Source organism: Pseudomonas sp. DY-1 (assembly GCF_003626975.1).
In the GTDB taxonomy this organism is placed as follows: Bacteria; Pseudomonadota; Gammaproteobacteria; order Pseudomonadales; family Pseudomonadaceae; genus Metapseudomonas.
The window spans coordinates 531,696-554,818 of sequence record NZ_CP032616.1 but is presented as its reverse complement, the minus strand read 5'-3'; the positions used below and the strand labels follow the sequence as shown (position 1 = coordinate 554,818).

Genomic DNA, 23,123 nt, shown 5'->3' with positions numbered 1-23,123 from the left:
CCGGGAAAAAACAAGCTTTGAGGCAGGAAATACAAAGGGGCCCGCAGGCCCCTTTGTTTCATCAAGCGTCAGGCGCCGCCTTAGCAGGCTGCTCGTTGTTCTCGTAGATCAACAGAGGCTTGGACGATCCTTCGATGACACTTTCGTCGATGACTACCTTGCTTACATCTGTTTGAGAGGGAATCTCATACATGGTGTCGAGCAGAATTCCTTCGAGGATGGAACGCAGGCCACGAGCACCAGTCTTGCGCTCGAGCGCACGATGGGCAACGGCCTTGAGAGCATCGGGACGGAACTCGAGGTCTACACCTTCCATTTCGAACAGTTTGGTGTACTGCTTGGTCAGCGCATTCTTCGGCTCGGTGAGAATCTGCATCAGCGCAGCTTCGTCCAGCTCGTCGAGAGTAGCGATGACTGGCAGACGGCCGACGAACTCGGGGATCAGGCCGAATTTCACCAGATCTTCCGGCTCGACTTCGCGGAGAGCCTCACCCACCTTCTTGCCCAGGTCCTTGCTTCGAACCTCTGCGTTGAAGCCGATGCCACCTCTAGTGGAACGGTTCTGGATTACTTTCTCCAGCCCGGCAAACGCACCACCACAGATAAACAGGATGTTGCGGGTGTCGACCTGCAGGAACTCCTGCTGCGGATGCTTGCGTCCACCCTGCGGAGGAACTGAGGCAACGGTGCCCTCGATCAGCTTCAGTAACGCCTGCTGCACGCCTTCACCCGAAACATCGCGGGTAATCGACGGGTTATCGGACTTACGGGAAATCTTGTCGATTTCGTCGATGTAGACGATCCCCATCTGGGCCTTCTCGACGTCGTAGTCACACTTCTGCAGCAACTTCTGGATGATGTTCTCGACGTCCTCGCCAACGTAGCCAGCCTCAGTGAGGGTGGTCGCATCGGCGATGGTGAAGGGAACATTCAGCAAACGAGCCAGTGTTTCGGCCAGCAGGGTCTTACCCGAACCGGTCGGGCCGATCAGCAGGATGTTGCTCTTGCCCAGCTCGACATCATCTTTCTTGTCACGCTGGTTCAGACGCTTGTAGTGGTTGTACACCGCTACCGCGAGCACTTTCTTCGCACGTTCCTGGCCAATCACATACTGGTCGAGGATGTTGCGGATTTCCTTTGGCGCGGGCAGCTTGTGCGCACTGCTCTCGGCCTGGGCTTCCTGCACCTCCTCACGGATGATGTCATTGCACAGGTCGACGCACTCGTCGCAGATAAATACGGAGGGACCGGCAATCAGTTTGCGCACTTCGTGCTGGCTTTTGCCGCAGAAGGAGCAATAAAGCAGCTTGCCGTTGTCCTCGCCGTTGCGGGTGTCAGTCATTCGATCGATCCAATCGGGTAGGCGTGAAACACAAGATGAAGGCAAATGCGGGCATTTTCAACCCCGCGAAACGGCCGGATATTCTCCGGCCGCGGTCCTGCGGATGGGCTTAACCCGCGATCTGGCGCTTGTTGAGCACCTGATCTATCAGGCCGTATTTGACTGCTTCGTCGCCGCTCATGAAGTTGTCGCGGTCGGTATCGCGGGCAATCACGTCGATAGGCTGGCCACAGTGGTCAGCCAGGATCTTGTTCAGGCGCTCGCGGATGGTCAGGATTTCACGGGCGTGAATCTCGATATCCGACGCCTGGCCCTGGAAGCCGCCCAGCGGCTGGTGAATCATCATCCGAGAATGCGGCAGGCAGTAACGCTTGCCTGCAGCACCACCAGCCAGCAACAGCGCACCCATGCTGCACGCCTGACCAATGCAAAGGGTCGAAACGTCGGGTTTGATGAATTGCATGGTGTCGTAGATCGACATGCCGGCGGTAACCGAACCACCCGGAGAGTTAATGTAGAGTTGGATGTCCTTGTCGGGGTTCTCAGCCTCGAGGAACAGAAGCTGCGCCACCACCAAATTGGCCATGTAGTCCTCGACCGGGCCCACCAGGAAAATTACGCGCTCCTTCAACAGGCGCGAGTAGATGTCGTAGGCGCGCTCACCACGGGCGGACTGCTCGATCACCATCGGCACCAAGCCGCCAGCGGCTTGGATGTCAGGCATTTGCTGCATAAAAGAATTGCGGGACATGTCCTGCGATCACTCCCTAATTGAATAGTCATGTCTTAAAGACGCATAAGCCAGCTCGGAGGCTGGCTTATGGTGTACTCGAAGGAGGCGGAACAATCAGTCGGCTTGCGGAGCTTCTGCCGGCTTGACTGCCTCTTCGTAGGAAACCGCTTTATCGGTAACGTTGGCCTTCTGCAGGACAGTATCTACAACTTGTTCTTCCAGCACAACAGAACGGACTTCGTTCAGCTGCTGGTCGTTCTTGTAGTACCAGGCCACGACTTGTTCCGGCTCCTGGTAAGCGGAAGCCATCTCTTCGATCAGCTCACGCACGCGGGCTTCGTCAGGCTTCAGCTCGAACTGCTTGACCACTTCAGCGACGATCAGACCCAGCACGACACGACGTTTGGCTTGCTCTTCGAACAGCTCAGCCGGCAGTTGCTCAGGGTTGATATTGCCACCGAACTGCTGAACAGCCTGCACGCGCAGACGGTTGACTTCGTTACCGATCAGGGCCTTCGGAACCTCAACCGGGTTGGCAGCCAGCAGGCCGTCCATTACCTGGTTCTTCACCTTGGACTTGGTGGCCTGACGCAGTTCACGCTCCATGTTCTTGCGAACTTCGGTGCGGAAGCCTTCCAGGCCGCCTTCCTTGATGCCGAACAGGGAGAAGAACTCGTCGTTCAGCTCCGGCAGCTGGGGAGCGGAAACGCTGTTGACGGTCACGGTGAACTCGGCGGTCTTACCGGCCAGGTCCAGGTTCTGGTAATCAGCCGGGAAAGTCGGGTTGATCACGCGCTCTTCGCCAGCCTTGACGCCAACCAGAGCCTCTTCGAAGCCCGGGATCATGCGGCCGGAACCCAGCACCAGCGGGGTGCCCTTGGCAGTACCGCCAGCGAAGGCTTCGCCATCGATCTTGCCAACGAAGTCGATGTTCAGCTGGTCGCCATTCTCGGCAGCGCGCTCAACAGCCTCGAAACGGGTGTTCTGCTTGCGCAGCACGTCCAGCATGTTGTCGACGTCAGAGTCGCCAACTTCAGCCTGCAGGCGCTCGATGGCGATACCTTCGAAGCCGGCAACCTGGAATTCGGGGAATACTTCGAAGGTAGCGATGTATTCCAGGTCCTTGCCCTTCTCGAACACTTTCGGCTCGACGGCCGGAGCGCCAGCCGGGTTCAGCTTCTGCTCAACCACAGCTTCATAGAAGGAGGACTGGATCAAATCGCCCAGAACTTCCTGACGAGCGGAATCTTCGAAGCGCTGGCGAATGACGCTCATCGGCACCTTGCCCGGGCGGAAACCGGCAACTTTGGCGCGGCGGGCAGTCTGCTGCAGGCGCTTGGTCACTTCGTCCTCGACGCGCTCGGCCGGCACGCCGATGGTCATGCGGCGCTCAAGAGCGGAGGTGCTTTCTACAGAAACTTGCATGGATATTCCTCGTTGCACAGACATTAGCCGGCCGTTCCGGCCCCAGAATCAAGGGCATGCATTCTAGTGGGTCGATTTACAGAAGTCACCCAGCAGAAACAGCCGGCAAAAGGAAGGGATAGAAGAAACAGAAATCAGGATGCTTCGCTGACAGGCAACGACTCGAACTCCCTGCCGCGACGGGACGCACCGCACGGCCCGGAAATGAAAACGCCAGGCATTGAGCCTGGCGCCTACATGAATATGGGGTGGACGATGGGAATCGAACCCACGACACCAGGAGCCACAATCCTGTGCTCTACCAACTGAGCTACGCCCACCATATTACCTATTCACCGATTTTCATCGGCAACGGAGGTCCACTGGGACCAACCCGTTCAACAACCAGAATCGTCAAGAACCAGCGGATCATCCGCCATTCAGCACGACTCGAACATCATGGTGCGGACGGAGAGACTCGAACTCTCACGCCTTGCGGCGCTGGAACCTAAATCCAGTGTGTCTACCAATTCCACCACGTCCGCTAGAGGCAACGCTTGAAACGAAAACGCCAGGCGCGCGGCCTGGCGTTCTCTCGAATATGGGGTGGACGATGGGAATCGAACCCACGACACCAGGAGCCACAATCCTGTGCTCTACCAACTGAGCTACGCCCACCATATTACGCATTGCTTGTGCCAAATGTGCCAAGTGGCACGCCCGGCAGGACTCGAACCTGCGACCATCCGCTTAGAAGGCGGATGCTCTATCCAGCTGAGCTACGGGCGCTTAAATCTGCGAGCAGACTATAAAGCTTTGGCTTGAGCTGAATCACCTGGATCCACCCTTGCCATCTCACCCAGCGACAGGCTGTGCTCGACAAGCGGGGCGCATGTTATAGCCAGCCCCACACCTCGTCAACAGGAAAATTGAAAAAAATCAGAAAGATAAAGAGCTTACGGGAAAATGCTGACCAGCCGCCTTTGCCCGCCCGCCCCTCCATGCGAGAATACGCGCCCTTTTTAGCCCTTCCCGATGGTTAATCTAGCGTCATGACCGCACAACTGATCGACGGCAAAACGATCGCCGCCCGCCTCCGCCAGCAGATAGCCCAACGTGTCGCCGAGCGTCGCCAGCAGGGACTTCGCGTTCCCGGTCTCGCCGTGATCCTGGTCGGCAGCGATCCCGCCTCCCAGGTCTACGTCGCACATAAGCGCAAGGACTGCGAGGAAGTCGGCTTTCTCTCCGAAGCGCATGACCTTCCCGCCAGCACCAGCCAGGCCGAACTCCTGGCGCTGATCGACCGCCTCAATGAAGACCCGGCCATTGACGGCATCCTGGTCCAGCTGCCGCTGCCGGAGCACCTGGATGCTTCGCAGCTGCTTGAGCGCATCCATCCCGACAAGGATGTAGATGGTTTCCACCCTTATAACGTCGGCCGCCTCGCGCAGCGCATCCCCCTGCTCCGCCCCTGCACCCCGAAGGGCATCATGACCCTGCTGGAGAGCACCGGCGCAAACCTCTATGGCATGAACGCGGTTGTCGTGGGCGCCTCCAACATCGTTGGCCGCCCCATGGCTCTGGAACTGCTGCTGGCCGGCTGCACCGTGACCGTCACCCATCGTTTCACCAAGGATCTGGCCGGACACGTGGGCAATGCGGACCTGGTGATAGTGGCCGCTGGCAAGCCGGGCCTGGTCAAGGGCGAGTGGATCAAGCCCGGCGCCATCGTCATCGATGTCGGCATCAACCGCCAGGACGACGGCAAGCTGGTTGGCGACGTGGAATATGACGTAGCTGAACAGCGCGCCAGCTGGATCACTCCGGTTCCCGGCGGCGTCGGCCCCATGACTCGTGCATGCCTGCTGGAAAACACCCTCTACGCCGCTGAAACGCTCCACGCCTGAGGCGCAAACAGAAATAAGAAAGGCCGCTAAGTGCGGCCTTTTTTATTGGGCAATCAAACTAGTCAGCCAAGCGCCAGGTAGTGCCACCCTTGCCATCTTCCAGCACGACCCCCATGGCGGTCAGTTGGTCGCGGATACGGTCGGACTCAGCCCAATTCTTGTCGGAACGCGCCTGCAACCGCGCCTGAATCAGCGCCTCGACCTCAGCTGCATCCACTTTGCCTTCAGCACCTGCGCGCAAGAAGGCATCCGGCTCCAGCTGAAGCACACCGAGCAGGCCGGCCAATTCCTTGAGCCGCGCCGCCAGGGCAGCAGCAGCCTGAAGGTCGCCATCGCGCAGTCGATTGACCTCACGCACCATCTCGAAGAGCACCGCGCAGGCTTCCGGACTATTGAAGTCATCATCCATGGCTGCCGCGAAGCGCTCGACGAAAGCTTCACCGCCTGCCGGCGCGACATCAGGCAACCCCTTGAGGGCGTGATAGAAGCGCTCCAGAGCGCCCTTCGCTTCCTTGAGGCTCTCTTCGGAATAATTGATCGGACTACGGTAGTGGCTAGACACCAGCAGATAGCGAACCACCTCAGGGTGATATTTCTCCAGCACCTCGCGAATGGTGAAGAAGTTGCCCAGCGACTTGGACATCTTCTCGCCATCGACACGTACCGCGCCGGCATGCATCCAGGACTTGGCGTAAAGCTTGCCGGTGGCCGCTTCGCTCTGCGCAATCTCGTTCTCATGGTGCGGGAACACGAGGTCCGGACCACCACCATGGATGTCGAATGTCTCGCCAAGACAGCAAGTGGACATTACCGAGCACTCGATGTGCCACCCCGGACGACCCGCCCCCCAAGGCGACGCCCAGCTCGGCTCACCCGGCTTGGCGCCTTTCCAGAGCACGAAGTCCAGCGGGTCTTCCTTGATTTCGTCCACTTCGATACGCGCACCGATCTTCAGCTCATCGATCTTGCGCCGTGACAACTTCCCGTAGCCTTCGAACTTGCCGACGCGGTAGTACACGTCGCCGTTGCCTGGCGCGTAAGCGAAACCCTTGTCGATGAGGGTCTGGATCATCTCGTGCATACCGGCGATGTGGCCAGTGGCGCGCGGCTCAATATCCGGACGCAGCACAGAGAGACGCGCCTCATCCTCATGCATCGCCGCAATCATGCGATCCACCAGAGCCTCGAACGGCTCGCCATTCTCGTTGGCGCGACGGATGATCTTGTCGTCGATGTCGGTGATGTTGCGTACGTAGGTGAGATCGTAGCCACGATGGCGCAACCAGCGCGCAACCACGTCGAATGCGACCATCACACGGGCATGGCCAATGTGGCAGAAGTCATAGACGGTCATGCCGCAGACATACATGCGCACCTGGTTGCCGACCAGCGGCTGCAATGGCTCCTTGGCCTTGCTGAGGGTGTTGTAGATCGACAGCGCCATCATTGCCCCCAGGAATCGCGCAGGGTCACGGTGCGGTTGAACACCGGCTTACCGGGCCGAGTCTCTTTCAGGTCGGCAACGAAGTAGCCTTCGCGCTCGAACTGGAAGCGATCCTCCGGCTGCGCATTAGCCAGGGAAGGCTCGGCACGGCAACCACTGAGTACCCGCAGGGAATCTGGATTGATGTTGTCGAGGAAACTGCCACCTTCTTCCGACTTCTCCGGGTTCGCCGAACGGAACAGACGGTCATACAGGCGCACTTCGCACTCGACGCTGCCTTCGGCCGGCACCCAATGGATGACGCCCTTGACCTTGCGCCCCTCGGGGTTCTTGCCCAGGGTCTCCGGGTCGTAGGAACAGCGCAGCTCGACGATGTTGCCATCGGAGTCCTTGACGGCCTCGTCAGCACGGATCACGTAGCTGCCACGCAGACGTACTTCACCGCCCGGGATCAGGCGCTTGTAGCCGGCCGGCGGGACTTCTTCGAAGTCTCCAGCATCGATGTACAGCTCGCGGCCGAACGGCAGGACGCGTACGCCCATGTCTTCCTTTGGATGGCGCGGCAGTTCGAGGCTTTCGGCCTGGCCTTCCGGATAGTTGGTAATGACCACTTTCAGAGGCTTCAGCACGCACATGGCACGCGGCGCAGTGGCATCCAGATGGTCGCGAATGCTGAATTCCAGCATGCCGATATCGACCACACCGCTGGCACGGTTCACGCCGATCATTTCGCAGAAATTGCGGATCGATTCTGGGGTATAGCCCCGGCGACGATATCCGGACAGGGTCGACATGCGCGGGTCGTCCCAGCCGTTTACATGACCTTCATCCACCAACTGTTTCAGCTTGCGCTTGCTGGTAATGGTGTAGTTCAGGTTCAGACGCGAGAACTCGTACTGGCGCGGCTGGGCCGGGACCGACAGGTTCTCCAGGAACCATTCGTAGAGCGGGCGGTGATCCTCGAACTCCAGGGTGCAGATGGAGTGAGTGATGCCCTCGATGGCGTCCGACTGGCCATGAGTGAAGTCATAGCTCGGGTAAATGCACCACTTGTCACCGGTCTGGTGGTGATGGGCATGACGGATGCGATAGAGGATCGGATCACGCAGATTCATGTTCGGCGAAGTCATATCGATCTTTGCGCGCAGCGAACGGGTGCCGTCCGGGAATTCGCCGGCCTTCATGCGAGCGAACAGGTCCAGGTTTTCGTCCACTGAGCGGTCGCGGAACGGGCTGTTCCTACCGGCTTCGGTCAGACTGCCGCGGTACTCGCGCATTTCTTCCGGCGACAGGTCGCAGACAAAGGCCTTGCCGGCCTTGATCAGATCGACAGCCCAGTCATGCAACTGGTCGAAATAGTTGGACGCGTAACGCTCCTCGCCGGCCCATTGGAAGCCCAGCCACTTCACATCGCTTTCGATGGCGTCGATGTACTCCTGGTCTTCCTTCGCGGGGTTGGTGTCGTCGAAGCGCAGATGGCAGTCACCACCGAATTCCTTGGCCAGGCCGAAGTTCAGGCAGATCGACTTGGCATGACCAATATGCAGGTAGCCGTTGGGCTCCGGCGGGAAGCGGGTGACGATCTTGGTGTGCTTGCCGGCATCCAGGTCCGCCTGGACGATCTGGCGCAGGAAGTTGGAAGCGGCGGGAGTCTCTGGCTTGCTCATGGGGTCCTTACATCTAGCTGGTGCGCGGCTCAGGGTAGGCCGGCCAAATCAAAGCGCTTATCATAGCCGAAGCTGTCAATCCCCTGACAGGCCTTGGATTTCTCGATAGAGCGAATAGCCAAATGATCAAGCTGCACACCAACCACGGCGTCATCACCCTGCAACTCTTCGAAGACAAAGCCCCGGAAACCGTGGCCAACTTCAAGGAGTACGTGAAGTCCGGCCACTACGACGGCACCGTCTTCCACCGCGTAATCGGCAACTTCATGATCCAGGGCGGCGGCTTCGAGCCGGGCATGAAGCAGAAGTCCACCCGCGCCCCGATCAAGAACGAGGCCAACAATGGCCTGTCCAACAAGGTCGGCACCATTGCCATGGCCCGCACCATGGAGCCTCACTCGGCCTCCGCCCAGTTCTTCATCAACGTTGCCGACAACACCTTCCTCAACCACAGCGCGCCGACCGTGCAAGGCTGGGGCTACGCCGTGTTCGGTGAAGTCGTGGAAGGCATGGACGTGGTGAACAAGATCAAGGGCGTGGCCACCACCATGAAGGCTGGCCACCAGGACGTCCCGGTCGATGACGTGATCATCGAGAAGGCCGAGATCGCCGAGTGATATTGCTGATCTCCGATCTGCATCTCGAAGAGGAACGCCCGGACATCACCCGGGCGTTTCTTCATTTTCTGCAGACCCGCGCACCGCAAGCCGAAGCCCTCTACATCCTCGGCGACTTCTTCGAAGCCTGGATCGGTGACGATGCGATGACGCCCTTTCAGCGCTCCATCGCCCAGGCCCTGCGCAAACTCGCCGACAGTGGAACACGCATCTTCCTCATGCACGGCAACCGCGACTTCATGATCGGCAGCGCCTTCTGCCGCGAAGCCGGCTGCACCCTGCTGAAGGACCCGAGCCTGGTGCAGATGAATGGCGAGCCGGTGCTGCTGATGCACGGCGACAGCCTGTGCACCCAGGATGAGGCCTACATGCGCCTGCGCAAGTGGCTGCGCAACCCCGTTAGCCTGTTCATCCTGCGCAACCTGCCCTTGGCGACGCGCTACAAGCTGGCACGCAAGCTGCGCAAGGAAAGCCGCATGCAGACGCGGCAGAAAGCCGTGGAAATCACCGACGTCACCGCAGAAGAAGTTCCACGCATGCTTCGCCAATTCGACGCAAGGATCCTGATTCACGGCCATACGCATCGCCCCGCCACTCACGACCTGGAACTGGATGGCCACCCCGCTCGGCGCATCGTCCTCGGCGACTGGGACCGGCAAGGCTGGGCCCTTCAGGTGGATGAGAGCGGTTTCCGGCAGACCCCGTTTAGCCTGGACTGACCCCCGCGTCCAATAAAAAAGCGCCCCTCGAGGGCGCTCTTGCGTTGCCGCTTCAGACCGGTACGCCGCTATGGAAACGAAACTCCTCGTCGGGCGACTCGATCAGCTCTTGCTCGGCCACTCGCACCTTCTCGATGCAGTGATCCACATCCCGCGCCTCGCCGTATAGATAGGCCAGCTTGAGGTAGCCCTGATAGTGGCGAGACTCACTTTTCAGCAATCCGCCATAGAACTTCGACAGCTCTTCATCAAGATGCGGCACCAGCGCCTCGAAACGCTCGCACGAGCGCGCTTCGATGTAAGCCCCCACCACTAGCGTATCCACCAGTTTCTGCGGCTCATGCGCGCGCACGAGCTTGCGCAGGCCGGACGCGTAGCGCGACGCCGACACGGGCTTCAGGTCGATCTTGCGGCGCTTCATGATGCGCAGCACCTGCTCGTGGTGCACCAGCTCCTCACGGGCCAGGCGAGACATGAAATTGATCAAATCCAACCGGGTGGCGTACTTGGCCATCAGCGCCATGGCCGTGGACGCTGCCTTGAACTCGTTGTTCTTATGGTCGATCAGCAGGGTTTCCTGATCGGCCAGTGCGGCCGCCACCCAGGCATCGGGGGTGCGGCAACCAAGGAAGTCATGGATCTCAGGCGGGTTCACAAGCGGTTCTCATCGTGCTGGGGCCACGCTGGCCGGGCTCTCGAAGGCGGAGCATTATACGAATGCCGGAAGCGACGACCAGCCTGGGCCGTTTGATATATGTCAAGAACGCCAAAGCGGAATCGGGACTACATTTGTTTTGGCTATATGCCATCGACAGGGAGATAGGACCATGCAAGCCATTCGCAGCATTCTGGTGGTATTGGAGCCGGACCGGCCGGAGGGCCTTGCCCTGAAACGGGCAAAACTGATCGCCGGAGTGACTCAGTCGCACCTGCACCTGCTGATCTGCGACCGCAAGGGCGACCATGCCGACTATCTCAGCGACCTCGCCGAATCGCTCAAGGCTGAAGGCTATAGCGCCAGCACACAGCAAAGCTGGCTGGACAACCAGCACCACACCATCATCGCTGCGCAGCAGGCGGAAGGCTGCGGCCTGGTCATCAAGCAGCACGTGCCGGACAACCCGCTGAAAAAGGCCCTGCTCACACCGGACGACTGGAAGCTCCTGCGCTTCTGCCCGGGGCCGGTATTGATGGTAAAGACTGACAAGCCCTGGACCGGCGGCAACATCCTGGCTGCAGTGGACGTGGGCAACAGCGACGGCGAGCACCGCACCCTGCACGCCACCATCGTCAGTCACGGCTACGACATCGCCAGCCTGGCGCACGGCACCTTACATGTGATCAGCGCCCACCCGTCACCCATGCTCTCGGCAGCAGACCCCACCTTCCAGCTCAAGGAAACCATCGAGGCGCGTTACCGCGACGAATGCCGTGCATTCCAGGCTGAATACGACGTCAGCGATGAGCGGTTGCACATCGAGGAAGGTCCGGCAGACGTATTGATTCCCCACGTCGCCCACAAGCTCGAAGCCGTGGTCACTGTGATAGGTACTGTCGCTCGCTCCGGCTTGTCCGGTGCACTGATCGGCAATACTGCCGAAGTCGTGCTGGATACCCTGGAAAGCGATGTCCTGGTCCTCAAACCCGACGCGATCATCGCCCACCTGGAGGAACTGGTCGCACAGCGCTGATTCGAGCCACTAGAAAAAGCCGCCTGATGGCGGCTTTTTCTTCAGACACGACTCTCGAAGCCCTCTTGCAGGAAACGTGGAGCGATATAGCGCTCGTAGTGCGCCTCGGACAGCAGGAAAAATTCCCGATCAATGGCTTCCCGCAACTCTGGCAATGCCCAGTCGCGAAACTCAGGAAGCAACGAGATGCCGTAGGCGTCGAGGCGGTTGATCATCCGCGAGGCTCGCGCGATCAGTTGGTACGCCCAGCAGTAAGGGGACTGCTCGGGTACGAAACGCACCTGGCGCTGCTCCAGTTGGTGCCGCAGGCGTTCCGGGTCGAACACCTCCAACTTGGCCGCCATCACCTGCACTAGCAGGATCTCCAGGCGCCGCCAGACCGCGCGCTTCTCTTCCTCGTTGTAGAGGTTCCAGTTCACCACCTCATGATGGAAACGCTTGCAGCCGCGGCACACATGATCGCCATAGACGGTTGAACAGAGGCCGACGCAAGGCGTCTTGATGCGCTGGTTGGACATGGTGGAGGCGGATTCGGCAGGTGACACGGGCCGGCCATCTTAGCCCTTTGTCTAATCAGGGTCACGCGCGGGTAAATAGGGATTTCGTCTTAACTTTGCCGCGCCTTTCCATTAGAATCAGCCCGCCATTTTAGGCGCCGATATCCGTTGGAAGCTGTTTTCAAAGCGTCACGAGCACAGTCGATCCGGCAGGAAATAATGGCGCCGGGCATCCCGCCCGGGATGTCCGCCGCCAGCCCTCATCAGGCCTTCCTTCCGGCGTAAAACTTTGAAAACAGCTTCTCGATGGAGGCCGCCGAAACCTTGGCCAGACAGCCCAAAAAGCTGTGCGGTGCATGCGTTCGGCGGATTCCTGGATGAGCGCCCTGGACTACTCCAGGGCCACTGATGAGGGTAAAACTGTGCTTGAAGCCTATCGCAAACACGTAGAAGAGCGTGCCGCCCAAGGGGTCGTGCCCCAGCCGCTGAACGCCGAACAAACTGCAGGCCTGGTCGAGCTGCTGAAAAATCCCCCGGCTGGCGAAGAGGCTTTCCTCCTCGACCTGATCACCAACCGTGTTCCGCCGGGTGTGGATGAAGCCGCCTACGTCAAAGCAGGTTTCCTCTCCGCTATCGCCAAGGGCGAAGCCACTTCTCCGCTGATCAGCAAGGCCCGCGCCACTGAGCTGCTGGGCACCATGCAGGGCGGCTATAACATCGCCACCCTGGTCGAACTGCTGGACGATGCCGAACTGTCCGCCGTCGCCGCCGAGCAACTGAAGCACACCCTGCTGATGTTCGACGCCTTCCACGACGTCGCCGAGCGCGCCAAGAAAGGCAACGCCAACGCCCAGGCCGTGCTGAAGTCCTGGGCCGAAGGTGAGTGGTTCCAGGCCAAGCCGGCCGTCGCCGAGAAAGTCACCCTGACCGTGTTCAAGGTGCCTGGCGAAACCAACACCGACGACCTGTCGCCCGCTCCGGACGCCTGGTCCCGCCCCGACATCCCGCTGCATGCCCTGGCCATGCTGAAAATGGCTCGTGACGGCATCGAGCCGATCCAGCCGGGCTCCGTTGGTCCGCTGAACCAGATCGAAGCCGTCAAGGCCAAGGGTTTCCCGGTTGCCTACGTCGGTGACGTGGTCGGTACCGGCTCCTCCCGTAAGTCCGCCACCAACTCGGTACTGTGGTTCTTCGGCGACGACATTCCGTTCGTTCCGAACAAGCGCGCTGGCGGCTTCTGCTTCGGCACCAAGATCGCCCCGATCTTCTACAACACCATGGAAGACGCCGGCGCCCTGCCGATCGAATTCGACTGCACCAACCTGGCCATGGGCGACGTGATCGACGTCTACCCCTATGAAGGCAAGGTCGTTCGCCACGACAGCGGCGAAGTAGTCACCACCTTCGAACTGAAGACCCCGGTCCTGCTGGACGAAGTTCGCGCCGGCGGCCGTATTCCGCTGATCATCGGCCGCGGCCTGACCGAGAAGGCCCGTGCCGAGCTGGGCCTGGGTGCGTCCGACCTGTTCAAGAAGCCGGAGTCCCCCGCCGACAGCGGCAAGGGCTTCACCCTGGCCCAGAAGATGGTTGGCCGTGCCTGCGGTCTGCCGGAAGGCAAAGGCGTCCGTCCGGGCACCTACTGCGAGCCGAAGATGACCACCGTCGGCTCCCAGGACACCACTGGCCCGATGACCCGCGACGAGCTGAAAGACCTCGCCTGCCTCGGCTTCTCCGCCGACCTGGTAATGCAGTCGTTCTGCCACACCGCCGCGTATCCGAAGCCCATCGACGTCAACACCCACCACACTCTGCCGGACTTCATCAAGACCCGCGGCGGCGTGTCCCTGCGTCCGGGCGACGGCATCATCCACAGCTGGCTGAACCGCATGCTGCTGCCTGACACCGTTGGCACCGGTGGCGATTCCCACACCCGCTTCCCGATCGGCATCTCCTTCCCGGCCGGTTCCGGCCTGGTGGCCTTCGCCGCCGCCACCGGCGTCATGCCGCTGGACATGCCGGAATCCGTTCTGGTGCGTTTCAAAGGCAAGATGCAGCCCGGTATCACCCTGCGTGACCTGGTGCATGCCATCCCCTACTACGCCATCCAGGCTGGTCTGCTGACCGTCGAGAAGAAAGGCAAGAAGAACATCTTCTCCGGCCGCATCCTCGAAATCGAAGGTCTGAACGACCTGACCGTCGAGCAAGCTTTCGAGCTGTCCGACGCTTCCGCCGAACGTTCCGCCGCCGGTTGCACCATCAAGCTGCCGGAAGATGCGATCGCCGAGTACCTGAAGTCCAACATCACCCTGCTGCGCTGGATGATCGGTGAAGGCTACGGCGACGCCCGTACCCTGGAGCGCCGCGCGAAGGCGATGGAAGCCTGGCTGGCCAACCCGCAACTGCTGGAAGCCGACAAGGACGCCGAATACGCCGCCGTAATCGAAATCGACCTGGCCGACGTCAAGGAGCCTGTGCTCTGCGCGCCGAACGACCCGGACGATGCCCGCCTGCTGTCCACCGTGGCTGGCGACAAGATCGACGAAGTGTTCATCGGTTCCTGCATGACCAACATCGGCCACTTCCGCGCTGCCGGTAAGCTGCTCGACAAGGTCAAGGGCGGCATCCCGACCCGTCTGTGGCTGGCTCCGCCGACCAAGATGGACCAGCACCAGTTGACCGAGGAAGGCTACTACGGCATCTACGGCAAGGCCGGCGCACGCATGGAAATGCCGGGCTGCTCCCTGTGCATGGGCAACCAGGCTCGCGTACAGACTGGCGCCACCGTAGTCTCCACCTCCACCCGTAACTTCCCGAACCGCCTGGGCGACGCCACCAACGTCTACCTGGCCTCCGCCGAGCTGGCGGCCGTTGCCTCGATCCTGGGCAAACTGCCGACCGTCGAGGAGTACATGGAATACGCGAAGAACATCGACAGCATGGCTGCCGATATCTACCGCTACCTGTCCTTCGACCAGATCGCCGAGTACAAGGAAGCCGCTGCAAACGCCAAGATTCCGGTGGTCCAGGCCTAAGGCCCCATCGGTAGCTCGGCAATGAGAAAGCCCCGCCCCGTGCGGGGTTTTTTCTTTTCCGGAGGCTGCAAGGCCGTTCGCCGTCAGGCCAACTTGCAGCCTCCCTGCCAGCAGCTATGTTCCAAGTATCAGCCCCCACGACTTGGATGCCGCCATGAAAACCTGGTCCTTGATACTCATCTGCGCCCTTGGCTTGGCAGGCTGCTCCAGCGAATACCTGATCGCCACAACCGACGGCCAGCTCATCGCCACCGATGAGAAGCCTGAACTGGATGAAGACACCGGCATGCTCGAATTCGAGGACCACGAAGGTCGAACCCAGCAGATTCCGCAGAGCCAGGTGAAGCAGATCATCGAACGTTAAGCTAGCTCCAACCTCCAACCTCCAACCCTGGCCCCGCTCTCGCGGGGCTAGTTTTTATTGCCGCTGGCATATCGCTTGCTTCAGCAGCTTCAACGAAGCCTGCTCCAACGACGGAGCGAGCTGCTGACAATGGCGTCGATTCCGGCCGGCCCCGGCTGCTCCGGATCGGCGCCATTTTGCTGATAGGTGGCCACCACAATGACGGATAAGCAGAACACCACGCGTACGGACAACCTGGCCTGGGTCGCAGGCAGCGATGCACCGGAGAAGTGCATGCTCAGCCTTGGCTTCATGCCCCTGACCGACTCGGCATCCCTGATAGTCGCGGCCACCCAGGGGTTCGCCCAGCCCTACGGGCTGACTCTCGAACTGCAGCGCCAGTCGTCCTGGGCAACCCTGCGTGACAAGCTGCTGTCCGGTGAGCTGGATGCAGCGCAAGCCCTTTATGGGCAGATCTATGGGATCGAACTCGGCATTGGTGGTCCTAGCGCGGAAATGGCCATTCTCATGGGGCTCTGCCAGAACGGGCAGGCGATCAACCTGTCTGAACCACTCAAGCGCATCGGTGTGACCAATTCCGAGGCACTGACCCATCACGTGCACCAGAGCGGAGCGCGCCTGACCTTCGCCCAGACGTTTCCCACCGGCACCCACGCCATGTGGTTGAACTACTGGCTCGCCGCCCAGGGCATCCACCCGTTACGCGACGTCGACACAGTTGTCGTGCCGCCTTCGCAGATGGTCGCCCACCTCAAGGCCGCCCGAATCGATGGCTTCTGCGCAGGCGGCCCCTGGGGTGCATTGGCCGTAGACCAGGGCCAGGGGTTCACTCTCGCTACCAGCCAGATGATCTGGCCTGACCACCCAGAGAAGGTGCTTGGCGTAACTCGCGAATTTGCCGAGCAGTACCCCAACACTGCACGCGCGCTGACCATGGCCGTGCTGGAAGCCAGCCGCTTCATCGATGCCAGCCTGGAAAACCGCCGCAGCACCGCTCAGTTGATCAGTGGCAGCGACTACGTGGACGTCCCCCTGTCTGCCATCGAGCCGCGCTTCCTTGGCCATTACCAGGATGGCCTCGGCAATGTCTGGGAGGACGAGCACCCGCTGCGTTTCCACGCAGAAGGCAAGGTGAACATGCCCTACCTCTCCGACGGCATCTGGTTCATGACCCAGTTCCGTCGCTGGGGCCTTCTGCGGGACGACCCGGACTACCTGGCCGTTGCCCGACGCGTACAGCGTCTGGACATTTATCGCGAGGCGGCCGAAGCCCTCGACGTCCCGCTTCCAGACCTCATGCGCAGCGCCACCCTGATTGACGGTCGCACCTGGGACGGCAGCGACCCCGCCGGCTACGCCCGCAGTTTCCCGATCCACTCCCTGGCCGGCAACTCCCGCGCCATCGCCTGTAGCCGTTAGGGAAGACCGCCGCCATGCTGCGTATTCTGCTGATCAACGACACTGCGAAGAAAGTCGGCCGACTCAAGGCCGCCCTGATCGAAGCCGGCTTCGACGTCATCGACGAATCCGGTCTGACCATCGACCTGCCAGGGCGAGTCGAGGCCATCCGCCCGGACGTGGTCCTCATCGACACCGAGTCCCCAGGCCGCGACGTGATGGAACAGGTGGTACTGGTCAGTCGCGACCAGCCCCGCCCCATCGTCATGTTCACCGACGAGCACGACCCGAAGGTCATGCGCCAGGCCATTCAGGCCGGCGTCAGCGCGTACATCGTCGAAGGCATCCAGGTCGACCGCCTGCAGCCCATCCTCGATGTCGCCATGGCGCGCTTCGAAAGCGACCAGGCCCTGCGCGCCCAGCTCAACGCCCGTGACCAGCAACTGGCCGAGCGCAAGCGCATCGAACTGGCGAAGGGGCTGCTGATGAAAATGAAGAACTGCAACGAGGAAGAGGCTTACACCCTGATGCGCCGCCAGGCCATGAGCCGGCAGCAGAAGCTGATCCAGGTAGCCGAACAGATCATTGCGATGCACGACATGCTGGGTCATTGAAGTCCGAACCCAACACAACTGTATGCCGTCAGGTGTATCTGCTGGCTTTCGCGCGATCCCGCTAAGGTAAGGAGCCCCCTCCTGCCAGCGAGACCGCCATGGACAATGAACGCCAGATTCTCGAAGACGCCGACCGCCGCGCCCTCGCCTACGTGGATGGCATACCCGGGCGCCGAGTCTTCCCTTCCCCGGAAGCCATCCAGGCGCTGGCAGCCTTCGACGGACCATTGCCGGAGCGGGGTCGCCCGGCCGCCGAGGTGCTGCACCAGCTCGATGAACTGGGCTCCCCCGCCACCACCGCGTCCAATGGCGGTCGCTACTTCGGCTTCGTCATCGGCGCAACCCTGCCAGCCGCGGCGGCCGCCGAGCGCCTGGCGCTGGCCTGGGATCAGTGCGCGTCCTCCTTCGACAACTCGCCGGCCGCCGATCGCATCGAAAAAGTGGCCGCACGCTGGGTCCTGGAAAGTCTTGGCCTGCCTACCAGCAGTGCGGTCGGCTTTGGCACCAGCGCCACCGCCTGCACCCTCGCCTGCTTGTCCGCGGCCCGTCGCGCACTTCTGCAGCGCAAGGGCTGGGACTTCGACGGCGACGGCCTGATGGGGGCACCGGAGGTACGCGTGGTGGTCTCCGCCAATGTGCACATCACCGTGAAGAAAGCCCTGCGCATATTGGGGTTCGGCATGAACCGTCTACTGGTGGCACCCACCGACGAGTTCGGCCGCATCGATCCGGGGCGCTTGGCGCCACTGGATGACATGACTGTCCTCTGCCTGCAGGCCGGCGAGGTCAATACGGGCGAGTTCGATCCTTTCGCCGAACTGATTCCCCGCGCCCGCGCCGCCGGCGCCTGGGTGCATGTCGATGGCGCTTTCGGCCTCTGGGTCCGCGCTTCGTCCCATGCCCAACTGGCCAACGGCGTGGAGCATGCCGACAGCTGGACCTGCGACGGCCACAAGTGGCTGAACACACCCTACGACGGAGCCATGGCCATCTGCCGTGACGCCGACGCGCTGAGCATCGCCATGAACAGTGATGCTGCCTATGCCAGTGCCTCGCGAGATGCGCAGAAGAACCTGACCCTGGAGTTCTCCCGCCGCGCCCGCGGTGTGCCCGTCTGGGCCGCCCTCGCCTCCCTCGGTCGCGATGGCCTGGCCAGCATGATCGATCGCCACATGCGCCAGGCCGAAAACCTTGCCGAGCGCCTGCGTGCGGCCGGCTATCAGGTACTCAATCGCGTGGCACTGAACCAAGTGCTCGTGCGCGCCGACAGCGACGAAGAAACGATCGCCATCCGCAGCGCGGCCCAGGCTTCGGGCGAAGTCTGGTTCGGCCCCACGCTCTGGCAGGGCCGTCCGGCCTTCCGCCTCAGCATCTCGTCCTGGCGCACCACCGATGACGACATCGAGCACTTGGCTACCCTTCTCGCAGGCCTGAAGGGCATTTCCCGCTGACGACTCACTCAGCCGCACTCCAGATTCCCGGAGGTGCGGCTACCTACACGAAACTCCCCTCGACAACCGCCCTGCGAAGCCCTTATCTTCGCCGCCAGGCCACCGCAGTGGCCGACGTCGCTCGGACGGTTCCGGGCGCTTACGTATCCGAGGAAAGCATGGCTGACCAGCGTTCACCGCGCCGTTTTGCGCGCATCGATCGTCTCCCCCCCTACGTCTTCAACATCACCGCCGAACTCAAGATGGCTGCACGCCGTCGCGGCGAAGACATCATCGACCTCTCCATGGGCAACCCCGACGGCGCCACCCCGCCGCACATCGTGGAAAAGCTCGTGCAGGTCGCCCAGCGTGAAGACACCCACGGATACTCCACTTCCCGCGGCATTCCCCGCCTGCGCCGAGCCATCTCGCGCTGGTACAAGGACCGCTACGACGTGGAGATCGATCCCGAATCCGAAGCCATCGTCACCATCGGCTCCAAGGAAGGCCTGGCGCACCTGATGCTCGCCACCCTTGACCATGGCGACACGGTACTGGTGCCCAACCCCAGCTATCCGATCCACATTTACGGTGCCGTGATCGCCGGCGCCCAGGTGCGCTCGGTTCCCCTGGTGCCCGGCGTGGACTTCTTCGCCGAGCTGGAACGGGCGATTCGCGAGAGCATTCCGAAGCCGAAGATGATGATCATCGGCTTCCCCTCCAACCCCACCGCCCAATGCGTGGAGCTGGACTTCTTCGAACGCGTGGTGGCCCTGGCCAAGCAGTATGACGTCCTGGTGGTGCATGACCTGGCCTATGCCGACATCGTCTATGACGGCTGGAAGGCACCTTCGATCATGCAGGTGCCTGGCGCCAAGGACATCGCGGTCGAGTTCTTCACACTGTCCAAGAGCTACAACATGGCGGGCTGGCGGATCGGCTTCATGGTCGGCAACCCGGAACTGGTCAGTGCCCTGGCGCGGATCAAGAGCTATCACGACTACGGCACCTTCACCCCACTGCAGGTGGCCGCCATCGCCGCCCTGGAAGGTGATCAGCAGTGCGTGCGCGATATCGCCGAGCAGTACCGTCAGCGCCGTAACGTATTGGTGAAAGGCCTGCACGAGATCGGCTGGATGGTGGAGAACCCGAAAGCCTCGATGTACGTCTGGGCCAAGATTCCCGAGCCTTATGCCTCCATGGGGTCGCTGGAGTTCTCCAAGAAGCTCCTGGCGGACGCCAAGGTCTGCGTATCCCCGGGCCTGGGCTTCGGCGACTACGGCGATGACCATGTGCGCTTTGCCCTGATCGAGAACCAGGACCGGATCCGCCAGGCCGTTCGCGGCATCAAGGGCATGTTCCGCGCCGACGGACACCTTGAACCCTCGACTCCGCCCAAGTCCCGGAAGGCCAGCAAGGCCTGACGCACGAAAGCGTCCCCTGGTCACAGGGGACGCTCCCTCCTCTGAACTTTCCCCAAACGCCCACCCGGCAAGGTTTCCTCGCCTTTTCAAGCGCTTGGCACACCTCCCCAAGTACAACCGCTCGTCGGCTTTCAGATCGCTTTTTGAACAAAATCAGGGTTCTACCACTCTGATGAAAGCCTAAGTGCATCGCGCCACTTTTGAACCATGGTCGGTCATCGGCGCGCATGTCTTTTTCCCCTTGAGTCCGGAGCGATTCCAAATGCACAAGTTCACGTGCAGGAGGATTCTCTGTCTCAAAAAAGGAGGAATGCCTATGAAGACATGAATAAAACTAGAGATGCATTAACAACCTGACCAACCACTCAAAAGTCCTTAGAGGCTAACGAGTAATTTAAACAATATATCGGTGCCCTTACTGCATCAGCACACCAACTTACTTTGTAAAACAAGAGGTCAACCATGGAGCTGTATCATCTAATTACCTCCCTGTTCAAACAGGAAGCAACCATGGAATTAATGCGCATGGGTGTTGTTTATGCCCACCTGATCGCCTGCTGCGTGGCAATCGGCCTGGTCCTGACCAGCGATTACGCCATGATCAAGCAGATGATCACCGGCGAAGACAACGCGGCCCATAGCGACAAAACCCATCTTGATACTCTGAAGAAAACTGTACTGCTTGCACTTGCGGCACTCTGGGTAACAGGGATAGGTATCGTACTGCTGGACTACTCTGTCAAAGGCGCGGTGTACTTCCTCAACCCCAAACTCCAGGCCAAGATCCTGGTCGTAACTTTGCTGACCGTAAACGGTTTCCTGCTGCACAGCGCTGTATTGCCTGCCATCAAGAAGGCCGGCACGCTGGTCAAGATGGAAACCAACGCCCGCACCCTCGCGGTGTTCTCGGGCGTCGTCTCCGGAGTCTCCTGGTTCTACGGAGCCATGCTGGGCATCGCTCGTCCGCTCAGCTGGAAATACTCCCTTGGCGAAATCATGTTCGCTTACCCGCTGTTCATCTGCCTTGGCTTCGTCGCGATGACGCTGCTGGTGAAGTGGGCAAGCAACAGAGATGAGAACCTCGCTCCTTCCGGAGTGAAACCCGCACTCGCCTCGCTGTAAGAGATGGCTGGGCAAGGATGCCCAGTTTCAAACAAGAGTTTTAACAGATAACACTCGGATAAACTTCACCCTAAACTTCCAATCAGCACTTCGAGCACCTCGAGCAATTCCTCTCGCCGACTCATCACGAACAGGCACTAAAGTCCAAATCCCCTCCCTTGTTGACCCGATCCGGAACTTTTCTACCTTCCGCATGTACGAACTGCTGCCCCTAGGTAATCCGCAGTAAGGACATCCAGTGATCGACCTCAGCACCTGGAACCTCACGGTCCCAGCCACCAGCTCCAATACCCTCATTACCACCGACCGCCTCAATAACGGTTACGAAAGCCAGTACTTCCGGCGCAACTCCGACGGCAGCATCAGTTTCTGGGTGCCAGTGAACGGCTCCCGCACCGAGGACGCCAGCTATCCACGTACAGAGCTGCGCGAAACCCAGGCCGACGGAACCCTGAGCTATTGGTACCAGGCCAGCGCAGACAACTACCTGAGTGCCGTGCTTTCAGTGGATCAGGTACCGAGCCAGAACAAGATTGTCATCGGCCAGATTCATAGCAAAGACGAGCCCGGCAGCCAGAATGATCCGCTTCTGAAGATCCAGTACCACTACCTGCGCGGCAACGGCCGGATCGAAGCACTGCTGCGCAAGCGGCCGGGCGACGCGGAGGTGGAGAACATCGTACTGGCGGAAAACGTCGACCTCGGCGAACGCTTCGGCTACGACCTGCGCCTCACCCCCACCGGCAGGCTGGGCATCGTCGTCACCAGCAAGGGCGATGACGGCAACCTGTACCGCCAGCTCAGCGGCTACTGGAGCAATCAACAGCTCTATTTCAAGGCTGGTGCCTACATCCAGGATAATTACGGCGCGACCAACGAAGGTGGTCGTGTGACCTTCTACTGGTTGAACGGGCTGCATCGCTGAGATTCAACCGGGGAATGACGGTACATCCGATCGCACGGGCGTAGAATCGCCCCCTCGCCGCTTCTACGCTTGAGGTTCCAATGGCTCGACTGTCCCTGAACTTCCCCGAAGATCAGTACTGCTACTCCACCCATCTGACCGTACGCGTCACCGACATCAACGGCGCGAACCACCTGGGAAACGACTCGATGATCTCGATGATTTCCGAGGCCCGGGCGCGCTTCCTGTTCGAGTTCGGCATCAACGAAACCGCCGAGGATGGCATCGGGATCATCGTCACCGACCTTGCGACCACCTACCGGGCCGAGGCACACGCCCGCGATCAACTGCTGTTCGAAGTCGGCGTCATGGACTTCAACCGGTACGGCGGCGATATCACCTTCCGCATCACCCGGCCGGCTGACGGCAAGCAGGTGGCCATGGCCAAGTCCGGCTTCGTATTCTTCAACTATCGGGAATCCCGCGTGGTTCCCATGCCAGAGAACTTCCGCAGTACCTTCCCGAAGGTGAACTGGCTCGACTGAACCATTCAGCTTCAACTCGGTGCACCCACGACCACATCGCCCCGTTTTGAATCAGCGCACAAACCGGTAAGGGGTCGGAAAAGCACGCTAGGGCGGCACTTCCCGGGATTGGCCCGGCTCTTGCTCTATTACAGGCAGAGGTAGCCAAAGGCGGTTGCCCTACTACACGACAAAGGCGTCGCGTCACTCCGCAGCAATGCGGGTAGTGGTGCGGCGCCTTTTTCGTTCCGGCCCCAGCGATGGGGCAGTGAACGGGCCGAGATCCGGAC

20 protein-coding genes and 4 tRNA genes are annotated in these 23,123 nt (G+C 60.7%); 13 read left to right on the top strand and 11 right to left on the bottom strand.

Going from position 1 to position 23,123, the window contains the following annotated elements; all coding sequences use genetic code 11:
• Positions 1-61: 61 nt before the first annotated feature.
• From clpX to D6Z43_RS02850, 7 genes are all read right to left on the bottom strand, one after another.
• Positions 62-1,342, bottom strand: a complete 1,281-nt coding sequence (gene clpX / locus D6Z43_RS02880) for an ATP-dependent Clp protease ATP-binding subunit ClpX (RefSeq protein ID WP_077523794.1) — start codon at positions 1,340-1,342, stop codon at positions 62-64.
• A 109-nt stretch (positions 1,343-1,451) separates the two neighbouring features.
• Complete coding sequence (gene clpP / locus D6Z43_RS02875; protein ID WP_077523795.1) at positions 1,452-2,093, bottom strand: ATP-dependent Clp endopeptidase proteolytic subunit ClpP; 642 nt, start codon at positions 2,091-2,093, stop codon at positions 1,452-1,454.
• A 96-nt stretch (positions 2,094-2,189) separates the two neighbouring features.
• A complete protein-coding gene (gene tig / locus D6Z43_RS02870; RefSeq protein WP_120650284.1) occupies positions 2,190-3,500 on the bottom strand; it encodes a trigger factor in 1,311 nt (436 codons plus the stop codon).
• 244 nt (positions 3,501-3,744) lie between these two features.
• Positions 3,745-3,820, bottom strand: a tRNA-His gene (locus D6Z43_RS02865).
• 119 nt (positions 3,821-3,939) lie between these two features.
• Positions 3,940-4,024 (bottom strand) — tRNA-Leu (locus tag D6Z43_RS02860).
• Positions 4,025-4,081: 57 nt separating this feature from the next.
• Positions 4,082-4,157, bottom strand: a tRNA-His gene (locus tag D6Z43_RS02855).
• Between the two features lie 34 nt (positions 4,158-4,191).
• Positions 4,192-4,268: transfer RNA gene (locus D6Z43_RS02850), tRNA-Arg, on the bottom strand.
• Between the two features lie 263 nt (positions 4,269-4,531).
• On the opposite strand from D6Z43_RS02850, the gene folD reads away from it, so the two are divergent.
• Positions 4,532-5,386, top strand: coding sequence for a bifunctional methylenetetrahydrofolate dehydrogenase/methenyltetrahydrofolate cyclohydrolase FolD (gene folD, locus D6Z43_RS02845; RefSeq protein ID WP_120650283.1), 855 nt, complete (start codon positions 4,532-4,534; stop codon positions 5,384-5,386).
• 58 nt (positions 5,387-5,444) lie between these two features.
• Here the strand turns inward: folD and cysS are convergent, their stop codons facing one another.
• Both cysS and D6Z43_RS02835 read right to left on the bottom strand, forming a co-directional pair.
• Entirely contained in the window at positions 5,445-6,830 is a 1,386-nt protein-coding gene (cysS, locus tag D6Z43_RS02840; protein WP_120650281.1) for a cysteine--tRNA ligase, read from the bottom strand.
• Positions 6,830-8,497: a glutamine--tRNA ligase/YqeY domain fusion protein gene (locus D6Z43_RS02835; protein WP_120650279.1), complete on the bottom strand. Its 1,668-nt coding sequence runs from the start codon at positions 8,495-8,497 to the stop codon at positions 6,830-6,832. Before D6Z43_RS02835 ends, cysS begins: the two co-directional genes overlap by 1 nt.
• Before the next feature lie 122 nt (positions 8,498-8,619).
• Here D6Z43_RS02835 and D6Z43_RS02830 point away from each other — a divergent pair, with 122 nt between their 5' ends.
• Positions 8,620-9,114, top strand: a complete 495-nt coding sequence (locus D6Z43_RS02830) for a peptidylprolyl isomerase (protein ID WP_120650278.1) — start codon at positions 8,620-8,622, stop codon at positions 9,112-9,114.
• Positions 9,111-9,833: a UDP-2,3-diacylglucosamine diphosphatase gene (lpxH, locus tag D6Z43_RS02825; protein ID WP_120650276.1), complete on the top strand. Its 723-nt coding sequence runs from the start codon at positions 9,111-9,113 to the stop codon at positions 9,831-9,833. The genes D6Z43_RS02830 and lpxH overlap by 4 nt, the downstream gene beginning before the upstream one ends.
• A 52-nt stretch (positions 9,834-9,885) precedes the next feature.
• On the opposite strand, the gene D6Z43_RS02820 is transcribed toward lpxH, so the two are convergent.
• Positions 9,886-10,488 (bottom strand): tRNA-(ms[2]io[6]A)-hydroxylase, encoded by a 603-nt coding sequence (locus tag D6Z43_RS02820; RefSeq protein ID WP_120650274.1) that lies wholly within the window; start codon positions 10,486-10,488, stop codon positions 9,886-9,888.
• 172 nt (positions 10,489-10,660) lie between these two features.
• Here D6Z43_RS02820 and D6Z43_RS02815 point away from each other — a divergent pair, with 172 nt between their 5' ends.
• A complete protein-coding gene (locus D6Z43_RS02815; RefSeq protein WP_120650272.1) occupies positions 10,661-11,524 on the top strand; it encodes a universal stress protein in 864 nt (287 codons plus the stop codon).
• 41 nt (positions 11,525-11,565) lie between these two features.
• Here D6Z43_RS02815 and D6Z43_RS02810 read toward each other — a convergent pair whose 3' ends face one another.
• Positions 11,566-12,042, bottom strand: coding sequence for a DUF1289 domain-containing protein (locus tag D6Z43_RS02810; RefSeq protein WP_120655169.1), 477 nt, complete (start codon positions 12,040-12,042; stop codon positions 11,566-11,568).
• 401 nt (positions 12,043-12,443) lie between these two features.
• Here D6Z43_RS02810 and acnB point away from each other — a divergent pair, with 401 nt between their 5' ends.
• From acnB to D6Z43_RS02765, 9 genes are all read left to right on the top strand, one after another.
• Positions 12,444-15,053 carry a bifunctional aconitate hydratase 2/2-methylisocitrate dehydratase gene (acnB, locus tag D6Z43_RS02805; RefSeq protein ID WP_120655168.1) on the top strand — a complete coding sequence of 870 codons (2,610 nt, stop codon included), beginning with the start codon at positions 12,444-12,446 and terminating at the stop codon, positions 15,051-15,053.
• Between the two features lie 154 nt (positions 15,054-15,207).
• Positions 15,208-15,417 (top strand): YgdI/YgdR family lipoprotein, encoded by a 210-nt coding sequence (locus D6Z43_RS02800; protein ID WP_120650270.1) that lies wholly within the window; start codon positions 15,208-15,210, stop codon positions 15,415-15,417.
• A 198-nt stretch (positions 15,418-15,615) separates the two neighbouring features.
• On the top strand, positions 15,616-16,836 hold the full coding sequence (locus D6Z43_RS02795) for a CmpA/NrtA family ABC transporter substrate-binding protein (protein ID WP_120650268.1): 1,221 nt from the start codon (positions 15,616-15,618) through the stop codon (positions 16,834-16,836).
• A 14-nt stretch (positions 16,837-16,850) separates the two neighbouring features.
• A complete protein-coding gene (locus D6Z43_RS02790; RefSeq protein ID WP_120650266.1) occupies positions 16,851-17,429 on the top strand; it encodes an ANTAR domain-containing response regulator in 579 nt (192 codons plus the stop codon).
• A gap of 98 nt (positions 17,430-17,527) precedes the next feature.
• Positions 17,528-18,880, top strand: a complete 1,353-nt coding sequence (locus D6Z43_RS02785) for a pyridoxal-dependent decarboxylase (RefSeq protein ID WP_120650264.1) — start codon at positions 17,528-17,530, stop codon at positions 18,878-18,880.
• 158 nt (positions 18,881-19,038) lie between these two features.
• On the top strand, positions 19,039-20,283 hold the full coding sequence (gene alaC / locus D6Z43_RS02780; RefSeq protein ID WP_120650262.1) for an alanine transaminase: 1,245 nt from the start codon (positions 19,039-19,041) through the stop codon (positions 20,281-20,283).
• Between the two features lie 462 nt (positions 20,284-20,745).
• Positions 20,746-21,405 carry a hypothetical protein gene (locus D6Z43_RS02775; RefSeq protein WP_120650260.1) on the top strand — a complete coding sequence of 220 codons (660 nt, stop codon included), beginning with the start codon at positions 20,746-20,748 and terminating at the stop codon, positions 21,403-21,405.
• 238 nt (positions 21,406-21,643) lie between these two features.
• Positions 21,644-22,330: a polysaccharide lyase family 7 protein gene (locus D6Z43_RS02770; protein WP_120650259.1), complete on the top strand. Its 687-nt coding sequence runs from the start codon at positions 21,644-21,646 to the stop codon at positions 22,328-22,330.
• An 80-nt stretch (positions 22,331-22,410) separates the two neighbouring features.
• Positions 22,411-22,854 carry a thioesterase family protein gene (locus tag D6Z43_RS02765; protein ID WP_120650257.1) on the top strand — a complete coding sequence of 148 codons (444 nt, stop codon included), beginning with the start codon at positions 22,411-22,413 and terminating at the stop codon, positions 22,852-22,854.
• Positions 22,855-23,123 lie beyond the last annotated feature (269 nt).